We start from the raw sequence: 11,988 nt of genomic DNA, 5'->3' as shown, positions 1-11,988 counted from the left end.
CTCATTAGAAATTACCGGCAACCACTTCCTGACAGATCAGATTCTTCACTCTATCCTCTACTGTTACCTTTTTTGCTTTGTTGAAGAACACCCCGACAAGATAGGTAGTGTTTCCTATTCTCGCCTTGAAATTGCCACCATCAATATAATTCTCTTTATTTTCCACTGCTTTCTCCTCCTGCATTTGCACCGCTCCTTTCCAAGATTCCCCTACAAGGGAAAGGGTAACAAAAAAGGTAACATGACCGAAAAGACTTCTCAAATCACCGCTACCTATGCTTGCTATCCGTATTTTATTTATTTTTCTATTTTCTTGTTACTTTTGTTACCTTTCATAGAAAGCCCAGTAAAATCAATACTTCCACTGGGTAACAAGATAAGTAACAGCAAGGTAACTTCATCAATTTTGTTACTTAAATGGTATCTCCAACTCCATCTGCTTTGGTATTTCGATAAACCCATCGCTATCCGCTTTGTCGGGGATTTCCTGAGACGAACCGGCACGCACCCAGCCACGCTGTTTACCATATTCTCCAAAGTGCATTGCCCCATCGCTCATTACCCAGTCGCTCACAGAGTTGTTCATAATATCACAAATCTGCTTTAGTTCAATTCTCTTTGGCTCATAGTCTCTGCGAAGCGCTTCTTTCCATAGCAGTTTGGAGCAGACTCTGTCTCCCTTGAAATCATCAAGAAAAGAAAGTATCATACCGGCATCAGCATCTTCCGGCATGAACTGCTTCTGATACTCTTTCAGGTAATCAGAGGACTCTTTGCCAAGCATCAGTTTGAAGTCTCCTGATCTAAATATCTCCATAGCTTCCGCCCACACTTGCTCGATATATTCCCTTGAAAGAGCTTCATTATCAAGAATATGACAATCCGCCCTCTCAGGATAAACCATGACCGGCATGAACCGTCTGTTACCGGTTCGGTCAAGCGGAAGCGTATCCATAGCATTGGATGTGCCACCAAATACACACTGTCTTGGTCTGTCCTTGGGCTGTGTTTCATAAGGTACTTTGTAAATATCACTCTGCCTGCTGATAAAAGACTTAATATCTTCAATACTCCTTGCACTGGCTGTCGCTATCATTTCCGACAATTCTATGATTAGATGCCCCTGCATTTTCCGGAACACATTTTCATCATCAAGCTTTTTCAGATCATCAGTAAACCACGAATCATTCATGGCAAGGAATCTGAAAAAAGTTGACTTTCCGGCTCCCTGACCGCCCACAAGTATCAGCATATATTCAAATTTCGTTCCCGGATGAAACACTCTTGAAATTGCCCCCAACAAAAGAACTTTCATTGCTTCGTAAACATAAACATTCCTGTCAGCTCCAAGAAAGTGATACAACACATCCTTGATACGCTCTTTTTTGTCCCAAACCAAAGAATTAAGTTTTTCCTGAATGGGGTGGTACTTGTTTTCCATAGCCACTACATTGATTGCCGATTTTATCTTTTTCTCCGTTGTCAAACTGTAATTTTCTTCAAGATACAGCATGATATGGTCTATGTCAGAATCCGTCAGGACAGGACTTTCCCGATACCATCCTAAATCTTTTACAATGTCGTTCCGGTCTGTCATCATGTTGTAACAAATAACACCCCTGAACTTCGGATCATTCCCCAATACCGTAACAACATTCCTAATGCACTGCCTCACAGCTCCTTTGTCTGTTGTGATTAACTGTTCCCTGATTTCTGAGATACTCATTGACTCTCCGTTCAATATCCTCCACCCCCTTTCCCAAATCTCTTACCAACATTTCTTTTTCTTCTTCTGTCCCCCATAGCAAAATATCAAGCTGACACTCCACTTTTGGCAGATTCTGCACCGCTTCCTCATACCTTGCATCAATTTCATCCATGCTCTTCGGTTTGAAATTTCTTTCCCATTTTTTTAACAAATGGAAATAATCAGACAACACCCGGTAGGTCTTTGTCTTAGCTTCTGCCAGTATCTGCATTGGGGATTTTTCTCTCCTGACCGGCTTTGGTGGAGAACGAACCGAACTGTCATAGGCTATTCCAAATTCATCTGCAATCTGCATGGCTGCATCTTTGGGAGAAAGATTATAATACCTGCCAACAAAATCAATCGCATCTCCTTTTTCCCCACAGCCAAAACAGAAATATTTTTTATCTGTCGGCTTTACTTTCATGCTCGCTGTCTTATCCTGATGAAACGGACATCTGCACATATTACTACGGTTAAAAACAATTCCGGCTCGTTCCATAACCGCCCTTGCGGTCACTCGTTCCTTTACTTCATCAAATACTCCCATAATATCCTTTCCGGACAATAAAAAAGCATCTGTTTTTTCCAGTCATGGATAACAAATGCTCCTTAAAGTTCCATATTCTTTTTTCTGACAGATACGTTCCGTTCTTTCTCTGCTTCTTTGACTTGCTTTTGCATTTCTTTCAGCTTCTCCTGAATAGATACTCTTGCCTGCTCCCGAATCAGCTCCTTTGCTTTCGCCTTATTCTTCGGTTCATTTAGGGCAGAAATGATATTGCCAAGAAAAACCTGAGACGCTTTTTCCAGTCGGAAAACAATCGCATTTACAACTTTGGAAGCAACCGATTTGGAACTGTCACTGAGCTTCTCCTTTGGCTGTTTCTGTAACAGTTCCCCATAATCTTTTACGACATCCACATCATGCTTCACTGTTTCCTCTTTCACACGCTCTGTGACCACCTCACAAGCCTTTTCATAGGCAAGGTCTACCGCTTCCTCAACAACTACATTTACATCCTCTATCTTCATCATAAGACCATCTAAGACAGCTTGTTTCTCATCAATGCGCTTCTGTTGGTTCATGATAATAAAATCCTGCTTTTCCAGATAGCTTGCACCACCAAAGACCGGTTCAACATCTATATCCAGTCCGTGTTTCTGACAGATGCTGATAAACAACTTTCTGCACTCTTCATCAAAGACCATCTTACGGTTATTGTATTTCCCCTTTTTCTCATTCGGTTTCGGGAGTTCAAACCCCAATTCTTCCAATGCCTTATCCTGTTGGGGACACAATTCTCCATATTGATTGACCACATCAAAAACGTGTCTTTCGTGGATATGCGGTGTGGCTTCATCAAGATGCAAAGCCCAGTCCAAAATATGGACGTGAGAACCATATCGCTTATTAAATTCCTCAAAATATTCTGCACTAATCTGAGCAAGTACATCGGCTGAAACTGTTCCGTCAATGTTTCCAAGCTGTAATAAAGTCTCTTCCGGACACGTTTTGTTATTTTCAAGAATACCATCAATCGTTTTTACACGGTCATAGTGCCTTGCCTTTCGATTTCTTTCGTTCTGTCCTTCCACATGATCTGAATATTTTTCAACATAATATGCCTTCTCCACTTCGGTAAAAGTAAATCTTGCTCTTTCGTTTTCATCATTTGGCAGACTATAACCCTGATAGCAGTCCCAATAGACATTGAATTTCGTCCTCTCTGCGTCAATATGCTCACTGTTCTCAACATCAAATCTGCGGTCATTATGTTTGGCATCATAAGTCCCATGCTTTCCCGACCTTCCATTATGTCTTGTTGCTTTCATTCAACTCTTCCTTTCTTTTTTTCTACAAAAAAAGACCAAGTAAATCTCTCTACTCAGCCTGTTAATAATAACAATATTTAGTTTTTCCCGAAGGGATTTGCAACGAAGTTGCTTAATCTTGTGAAGCTCTGCTACAAGCAATACCCAGTACTTAGTGGCGAAACGCCACTAACTGGGCAATGGTTGCACCCTTGACCGGCTAAGGCGCTTCGCCCTTAACCCAAGCGGAGTCTTTCTCCTGCACCTTGCGTAAGGCTCTGCCTTTACAATCCGACAACCTGGAATTTATCTTTTATCAACGGGAAACGTATTAAACCACGCTCTTTCTTCAAAAGGGCGTTTTTTAGGCAAAATGTTTTCTTCTTCTGGAATACCAATCGGAAGAAAACAGACCAATTCATAATCATCAGGAACATTTAAAATTTGCGCCATTTGATAACCTATTTTATCTTCGTCTGTAATATGTCCTTCATACCAACAGCTTTGATACCCTAGTTCCACCAATGCAAGCAACATATTTTCAATAGCTGCGGAATAGTCCTGAACTGCAAAACACTTATCTCTATATGCATTTATTCTCTGTGTTAAAACACAAATTATAGCTGGCGCAGTTTCTCCTACAGGTGGATTTATAACATTATGCAGTTTTTGCAATATATCTTTATCATCTACGGCAATTAAACTTGTTGTCTGTTTGTTACAGCCAGAAGGGGCATTTAATCCCGCCTGCATAATTGTAATCAAATCTTCCCGTGGAACAGAAATTGGTTTGTATTTTCCACGATAGCTATGCCTATTGTTAATAATATCAATAATCTTCATTTTATCCTCCTGCAAACTTGAAGTTATAATTTTCCTTACTTCTATAAATCTTCATCTTCTTTATCTTTTTTTCGTTTACTGCTACGTGAACTATCTATTCCTGCTCCAACGGCTACACCGATAGCAATTCCCAAAGGAAGATTATCTAAGGCAGTTCCAAATGCAACACCTAAACATAAACCAATTGCCATATACATAATGACACCTCCATAAATTCAAGTTGTCAATAGCGTTTAACAGAATTAAGATTCTTTTTATTCCTTTATTCTGCCTTATTAAGATGCCACAAATCAAGAATACTTCTCAATTTGTGGCACTAATTCATTAAACAAAATGTGCTATAATCGAATGTCTTTCTTCAACTATATTAAACCTAAATGTTTTTCGACACAAGTTAATGTACTCTCAACTGTACTATCCACAGTTCTCTCTATCCAAAAGAAAGAACTGCTTTTAATCTCCTCTATGCGATTTACATTGAGTTCATATAAGGTAATATTCACAGTTTGTTTGGCTTTTTCTATATCAGTCGCTGAATTTAAGTACTGAAAAAATCCCTGATGATCTGGTCGATTACCATATTCATCAACAAGATTAGATGGGTCTTTTATGAGAAAAACAACTCTCGCTGGTTCAGAAAAAGCGAGTGCCTGAGCAACTGTAAGATGACAATCGCACAAAACTTTCTTATTTTCTGATAAACGAATCAAATCAAGAAGAACAAACTCTAACTGTTCACGAGTATTATTCAACAGCCAATTCTTATATTCTTCAACTGTTCTTCCAAAAAATTCATCTGCACTGTTAAAATACGTATTCATCGCAGGCTGAAATAATGGGTTCGACATTTTTTTGTGCTCGTCGAATCTCTCATCAACATCAAATAGTTCAAATCCATACTTTTCCGCCAACGCACGTGAAACGGTTGTCTTTCCTCCACAAGGTGTTCCCGTTATAAAATAAACATTTTTTAAGTACTCTTTGATTACATTATCTTGAAATATCATTGCACAATCTCCTTTATTAAATAGTTTTTCGGGTTCTGCCTATACATAAAACTATTTAACATAGTTCTATGAACTCAGATATTTCTTAATTTTAAGAACATCATCATATTCATTTCACCTCCACAACTTTCGATTTGGTAAACCATCTATACAATACCATACTTCATTGTCCATTACAATAATTGCATCGCTCCCGCTTATTCTCATCAATTCTGCAACTATTATATTGTGATATTATGCTTACTCTTAGGCTGTCTGTTCACTTTTCTTTGCGTGATACGCTTCACGTCTCATAGCCAGTGTTTTTTCATATCTTACTTTTGCAATAGGATCTCCGCTTAATGCATCGTCACGCATTTTTCTGTAGCTCTTCACTGTGGCTCTAACCTGATACTGTTTACGCTCTGCAAGCTGACTCTGTGCTTCCTGATCTCCGGCTTCCGCTCTGGCTCTCAAGGCTTCCATCTGCTCCTTTCTTCTTGCGGTATGCCGTCTGTTGTATTCTGCATTTCTCTCTTCCAAATATTTCGCATATTCAGGGTCATTTTCTGCTCTCTGCTTACGCTTTTCTGCTGATTTCCTTGAACGTTCTCTTGCAATAGCTCTACGCTCCTCAAGCTCTCTGACGGCTTCCTGATTGCCTTTTTCTGCCTGCTCCTTTAATTCTGCCAAAGCAATCTTTTTCTTCTTTGTAGCACGCTCCTGACGTTTCTTTTCCCTTTCCAATGCCAAGCGTTCTTTCTCTTCCATCTTCGCCCGATATTCAGGGTCAGACATTCTCAATTCTCGCATTTTTTCAGATCTCTTACGGTTGTTCTGTCTGCCTTTTTCAAGGATTGCTTTATATTCTGCCATAGTTTCAGGATCTCCAGCTTCTGCTTTTGCCTTGATCTCTGCACGCTTCTGATTTCTTTTCTGCGTAGATTTCTTAGAAGATTTTCTCTTTCTTTCAGCAATCTCTTCCGCTCTGCGTGCTTCCTCTGACTGCAAGGCTTCCACTTCATCCTCACTGAGTGGAAGAACAAAATTTCCAATGAAATTGAAATAAATATCCACTTGCTGAGTACGGTCTTTTGTTCTGCCACCCTCTGCTTCATGAATTACAACCTTTTCAATGAAATCATTAAGCATAGGTGTTGTCAGTTCCTCAAAATCTCGGTATTTCTTAACCAGTCGCACAAATTTATCAATCTGCACTGCCTTAGTGGATATACGTTCTGTAGCAGTTTCAAGTTCTGACATTCTCTGCTCTAGGTTGCTTTGTTCGGTGTCATATTCTGTCATAAGGCGGTTAAACTGTCTCTCCGGCAATCGCCCAAGTGTGAAATTCTCATACAGACCTTTTATCAGATCATCCAAATCCATCATACGACGTTTTGCTTCTAACAACTCTTTTTTATCATCTGTATTATCCTTTTCACACTGCAATTCATACTGTGCTTTCAACTGTTCTACAAACTCTTTTTCATCTTTAAGGACATACTGTGACACTCTCTTAGTTGCCTGATAAATCAGCATTTCTATTGTGCTTGCCTTGATATAGTGACCAGTACATGAATGATATTTATTGTGGTACCGGCTACACCGGAATGCCTGATTGCTGTCATATATTTTCCCATCTTTTGGCTTTGAATTGATATATGCCAGTCTGCTTCCACAATCCGCACAATAAAGCAGTCCTGACAGCCTGTGCGCAGGCTTTTCACTGTTTCGCCTTGGAGATACCCTTTTTCTCATTCTCTGCACTTTATCATATGTTTCCTGATCAATGATAGCTTCATGTGTATTGTAAAAGACAAGCAGTTCGTCCTCATTTGCAATTCTTTTCCGTTTTGTCTTAAAATTATCCCTCGTTGTCTTCCCAAGAACGGTATGCCCCAAATACTCACGTCTGTTCAAAATATAGCCCACTGTTGTAGCATTCCATGTATAAGGGTCATGGTAATTCGTACACTGGCAATCCTCAGGATGATTCTGTCTCGCATAAGCCGAAGGAATAAGGATTTTATCCTCTGACAAGGTATCTGCTATTGCGGTTGCACCCATTCCATCACAAGCAAGCTGAAAAATACGTCTGACAACCGAAGCAGAAGCTTCATCAACATACAATGTCTGCTTATCCTCAGGCTTTCTGTAATAGCCATAAGGCACTGCACCGCTGACACGTTTTCCGTCTCGCATTTTTGCCTTGAACACTGCCTTGATTTTCTTACTGGTATCTTTTGCATACCACTCATTCATGATATTCAGAAATGGTGTAAAATCATTATCTGCCGGATTGGCACTGTCAACTCCGTTATTTACTGCAATAAAACGGACATTTTTCTTAGGGAACATCATTTCCGTATAGAAACCTACTTGCAGATAGTTTCTGCCAAATCGGGACATATCTTTGACGATCACTGTTCCCACTCTGCCGGCTTCAATCTCTGTCAGCAAAGAATTGAATGCCGGTCTGTTGAAGTTCGTTCCTGAATATCCATCATCACTGAAATGCTGAATATTACCAAAGCCATGTTGCACTGCATAATCTTCCAGATACTTCTTCTGGTTTGTTATGGAGTTGGATTCGCCCTGCATCTCATCATCACGGGACAGACGCTCGTAAAGTGCTGTTATTCTATTATCTTTAGCCATTTTCTCAGCTCCTTTCATAATGCTAAAAAATAAGAACACACAGAAAACACTTCATTTTTTAATGACCTATTTTCTCTGTATTCTTAAAATCTAACCCTTCGGGTCCGTCACAACATAGGAGCTGTGCATCTGCATCAGGTTGGGTTTCAGCCAGAATCGGGTCTTACCGGAACCGGAGCCGCCAATCACCAGTACATTTTTGTTTCTGGCAGTCTTGGGGTCCTTGGGGCGACTGTTCATGGTCAGGCTCTCCGTTTTCGTCAGAATCACATTGTTCTGAAATACAGGATCAACGTAAGGTGCAATATCCTCACGGGTTCCCCATGAAGCGTTTTGTCAAGTGCTTTTTTGAGTTATTGACGCAAATTATCGTGAAAGTGCGAAAGTGCAAAGTGCAAAGGGTCTGCGTTTTGCACTTTCAGCTTGCGGGTTCGGGTGGCTGCTTCTTCTTGATGAAGTTGTACCATTGACCGCCGACACGCCTTGCGCCTAAAATGCCGCCCATGTTGCGCTTGGCGTTCTGTACCGTCCTTTCGGATATTCCGGCTTCGGCTGCGGCTTTTACAATGTCCTCGCTGGCAAGCTCTTTCCCGTCTGCAAACAGGGCAAGTATCAGCCTTTCGGCTTGCTCGGTCTTGGTGGCGGTGTTGCCGCCCGCGCCGGACAGCAGCTCGTCAGCGGTGATGTCGTATTCGCCTATCCACGAAAAGCCCGTTTCCGGGTCAAGGCAAAAGGCAACGGGCTTGCCCTCCGGCGCAAGGGAAGATTTGTCATGGACGATAACGCGCACATTCGGTTCTCGCTTCACGCGCCCGATCAGCAGGACGCTCCTTGCTGCGGCGCGGAAGTCGATAGAACCTAAGCCCCTGTATGCGCTCTGCCCTCCGGCAGCTTTGTTGAGATGTCCGATAAGGATAACGGCGCACCCGGTACGCTCGGCAACATCGGCAAGGCGGCGGAACATGGGGCGCACTTCGTTTGCCCGGTTCATGTCGGTTTTTTCGCCCATGTACGCCTGTATGGGGTCAAGGATAATCAGCCGCGCCCCGTTCTGCGTGATTGCCTTTTCTATGCGCTCATCGGACAGGGTAAGCTCCCGCTTGGCTTCATCAATCACAAGCACCCGGTCAAGGTCGGCTTCGGCTTCTATCAAGCGGGGCTTGACGGTATCGCCCAGCCCGTCCTCGGCGGTCTGGTAAATCACTTGGAATGGCGGCAAGGGCTTCATTCCCGGCAGCGTTCCCCCGGTGGTGCAGGCGGCGGCAAGGCGTAGGGCAAAGGTGGTCTTGCCCTCGCCGGGATTGCCTTGCACAATGGTTACTTTCCCAAAGGGGATATACAGCTCCCATAGCCATTCAACGGTCTGTGTGTCAACCTCGCTCATGCAGATAATCTCAACGGTTTCTTCCTGCGGCGGCTCTTTCAAGCCATAGACAGCTTCCCGCAGATATTTCCCGTCTGTGATTTCTGCCCGGTGCTGCAATACCTCGTTCCAGTCCTTGAAAAGAGGGATAAGCCGATGGACGGTCAAGCCCTCCGGCACAAGCTCTGCAAGGCGGCTACAAGCGTCGTTTCCGGCTTCGTCGCTGTCAAGGCAGAGAAAAACGGTCTTGATGTTCGGACGGTCAGAGAGAAAGCGCAACAGGGCTTTTTCTCCCACGCCGCCCAACGCCAGATAGCTTTGCTTCTGCCAGTCCTTTTTGAACAGGCAGAGGAAAGATAAGAGGTCTATCGGGGCTTCAAAGACAAACAACCTTTCGCCCTCGCCACGGTAGCAGAAGTTAAAGGCTTTGTCGCTGCCTTTCACATCAAGCCGAAAACTCCCGGCTGTGCCGCGCTGATGGGCGTATCGCGGTATGCCGCTTTCATCTCTGCCGACGAATACGGCGTTATGGTGGGCGGCTTCCTCGTAAATATCCCCGGTGGAAAAGAAAAAGCCCGTCACATCTTCATCAATACGGCGGGCTGCTGTGAGGTAGTTCCTCGCTATGCGGTTGTCGGTGCTGCGGGGTGGCAGTCGGAAGTCGGATAGGGGCGCGGGGCTTGGTCTGTCCGGCGGCGGGGCGGCTCCTTTTTCGCCTGTCAGCAGTTCAACGGCTTCGGTGAAGCTCTTGCCGAAAAACTCCATGACAAAATCAATGGGTGCACCGCCCTTACTCTGGCTGTGCCTGTACCATTTGTTTCCCCGGACGGTCAGGCTGTCGTGCCGCTTCCAGCGGTATTCATTTCCGGCACGGGTAAGCTGCTCGCCCTGTGATTGCAGGAAAGAAACAAGGTCGGCTTGTTTGGCGCGGTCTATCTGTTCTTGGGTGTAATACATAAAAGTTCAACTCCTTTCAGCGGTCTATATCATGCCGTTTGGTGCGGCTCTGCGTCTGCTCCGGTTGGTCGGCGCGGAGTGCAATATCCACGCACCTGCGGATTTTTTGAAGCTCGGCAACCTCGGCGCGGGTTTCTTTCAGTTTGGTATAATCGCCGTCCCTTTGTGTTTTGAGGTCAGCATATTCCTGTTCCCATTCCGCAATAGGCAAGGTCTTTGTTCCTTTCGGCAGATTTGCATGGAGATAGCGATTTGCTGCGTTCCATAGGGTCAGCTCGGCGCGGTGGGCTTCCTCGTACTTGTCGCGCTTGTTTGTCCAGCCGTTTTGCAGCTTTTTCAGTTCATCGTGAATGGGCTTGTACTCTGTGTAGTTCTTCCCGTATTCAATTAACTTTTGTAGCTTCTTCATGCGTTCCTCGGCGGTTTTCATTCCTGCCCGGATTGAATAGGCTCTATCACTGACAGAGGAAAGAGAAGCGTCCAGCTCGTCAAGATTAGAGATGCCATGCTCGGAGAGATAGTTGACCGCTGCCGCTATGGTTTTCAGTTCATCGGCTGTGTGCTGTTGTTGCCAACGCTGCGAATACTTCCGGCTCTTTTCTCTCTGAACGCTCAAATACTTCATCAACAGATTTGCAAGGTTGGGAGATTGCGGCGGCTGCTTCGGGGCGGTTTCCCACACTTTGAACAGGTCGGCAATCCATTCTTTGAGCTTGCTAACCTGCGCCCGGATTTCCCGTATAAGGCGGTTTGCTTTTTGGATATTTCGGTTCAGTTCGCCTTTCTCGGTGGCTACACCTTTCTTCTCCATTTGACAGGCGGCTACGCCCATATGGACGGTCGGTATTTCGTCAATGCCGCGCTCGGCGTTACTGCGGTGGTCGATACGCTCCGGGCTTCCGGCACGCTCAAGATAGTCGTTTGAAATATCAGCCCATGCCTTGCGCCAAACAAGCGCATTCTCTTGGCTGTTCCAGCCCGTGAGGTCAACCTTGTGCGTCTTATATCTGCCGCTTGGCAAGCGGATACGCTCACCGTTTTCATCAAGGTCATATTCCTTTTTGGACTTTGCCGCCCACGCGCCGCGCTCGTCAAGGGGGCGCATAGTCAGCATGATATGACAATGGGGATTGCCGCTGTCGGTGTCGTGAATGGCAAAATCCACACACATTCCTCTGGAAACAAATTGAGAGGAACAGTATTTCCGGACAAGCCGGATCTGTTCCTCTCTGGATAATTCTATGGGGAGTGCTGCGTCAATCTCACGCGCAAGCTGGGCGTTCCCGGCTTTCTCGTAAAGCTCCACGCTGTTCCACAAGGTTGAACGGTCAGAGAATGAGGGCGGCGCGAGGGGCGGCAGCATGATTTCTGTATGGACAACGCCGCCTTTGCGAGTGTAGTCATGGGTCATTCCGTCCCATTCGTTTGTCAGCTTTTCGCCGCTTCGGTAGGCGGCGGCAACGGCTGATTTGCCTTTTCCTCGGCTCACAATGCCGATGTTCCAATGGTAAATGGCTATGGGTATCACCTCCCGGATAGGATAATAAAACCCTCAAAAATGGTACAGACGCCAAAGGCGGGTGTACTGTTTTTGTGGGTGTGCAGGGATAGCCGCGAAG

10 protein-coding genes and 1 pseudogene are annotated in these 11,988 nt (G+C 44.5%); all 11 read right to left on the bottom strand.

The window, feature by feature from the left end:
* Nucleotides 1–4 precede the first annotated feature (4 nt).
* The 11 genes and pseudogenes from DWY63_RS00525 to mobQ all read right to left on the bottom strand — a co-directional run bounded on the left by DWY63_RS00525 (nt 5) and on the right by mobQ (nt 11,897).
* A complete protein-coding gene (locus DWY63_RS00525; RefSeq protein ID WP_066647474.1) occupies nt 5–184 on the bottom strand; it encodes a hypothetical protein in 180 nt (59 codons plus the stop codon).
* Between the two features lie 225 nt (nt 185–409).
* On the bottom strand, nt 410–1,726 hold the full coding sequence (locus DWY63_RS00520) for a virulence-associated E family protein (RefSeq protein ID WP_117800751.1): 1,317 nt from the start codon (nt 1,724–1,726) through the stop codon (nt 410–412).
* Nucleotides 1,659–2,297 carry a CHC2 zinc finger domain-containing protein gene (locus DWY63_RS00515; protein ID WP_117800749.1) on the bottom strand — a complete coding sequence of 213 codons (639 nt, stop codon included), beginning with the start codon at nt 2,295–2,297 and terminating at the stop codon, nt 1,659–1,661. Before DWY63_RS00515 ends, DWY63_RS00520 begins: the two co-directional genes overlap by 68 nt.
* 62 nt (nt 2,298–2,359) lie before the next feature.
* Nucleotides 2,360–3,583 (bottom strand): serine/arginine repetitive matrix protein 2, encoded by a 1,224-nt coding sequence (locus DWY63_RS00510; RefSeq protein WP_117800747.1) that lies wholly within the window; start codon nt 3,581–3,583, stop codon nt 2,360–2,362.
* Between the two features lie 285 nt (nt 3,584–3,868).
* On the bottom strand, nt 3,869–4,405 hold the full coding sequence (locus DWY63_RS00505; RefSeq protein ID WP_117800745.1) for a nitroreductase family protein: 537 nt from the start codon (nt 4,403–4,405) through the stop codon (nt 3,869–3,871).
* A 41-nt stretch (nt 4,406–4,446) separates the two neighbouring features.
* Nucleotides 4,447–4,602 carry a hypothetical protein gene (locus DWY63_RS17915; RefSeq protein ID WP_158565820.1) on the bottom strand — a complete coding sequence of 52 codons (156 nt, stop codon included), beginning with the start codon at nt 4,600–4,602 and terminating at the stop codon, nt 4,447–4,449.
* Nucleotides 4,603–4,767: 165 nt separating this feature from the next.
* Nucleotides 4,768–5,412: an AAA family ATPase gene (locus tag DWY63_RS00500; RefSeq protein WP_113999138.1), complete on the bottom strand. Its 645-nt coding sequence runs from the start codon at nt 5,410–5,412 to the stop codon at nt 4,768–4,770.
* Between the two features lie 246 nt (nt 5,413–5,658).
* The gene (locus tag DWY63_RS00495; protein ID WP_117800743.1) at nt 5,659–8,049 is read right to left on the bottom strand and encodes a recombinase family protein; all 2,391 of its coding nucleotides are present in this window, start codon (nt 8,047–8,049) and stop codon (nt 5,659–5,661) included.
* A gap of 93 nt (nt 8,050–8,142) precedes the next feature.
* Nucleotides 8,143–8,382 (bottom strand): annotated as a pseudogene (locus tag DWY63_RS00490) (type IV secretory system conjugative DNA transfer family protein); the annotation flags it as partial.
* Between the two features lie 85 nt (nt 8,383–8,467).
* Entirely contained in the window at nt 8,468–10,369 is a 1,902-nt protein-coding gene (locus DWY63_RS00485) for an AAA family ATPase (protein WP_117800741.1), read from the bottom strand.
* Nucleotides 10,370–10,385: 16 nt separating this feature from the next.
* Nucleotides 10,386–11,897 (bottom strand): MobQ family relaxase, encoded by a 1,512-nt coding sequence (gene mobQ / locus DWY63_RS00480; protein ID WP_055228718.1) that lies wholly within the window; start codon nt 11,895–11,897, stop codon nt 10,386–10,388.
* Nucleotides 11,898–11,988: the final 91 nt, after the last annotated feature.

The sequence above is a fragment of the Blautia sp. AF26-2 genome (genome assembly GCF_003460955.1).
Taxonomy (GTDB): Bacteria; Bacillota; Clostridia; order Lachnospirales; family Lachnospiraceae; genus Fusicatenibacter; species Fusicatenibacter saccharivorans.
The sequence above is the reverse complement of the archived record's forward strand: the minus strand, read 5'-3'. Positions and strand labels throughout refer to the sequence as shown.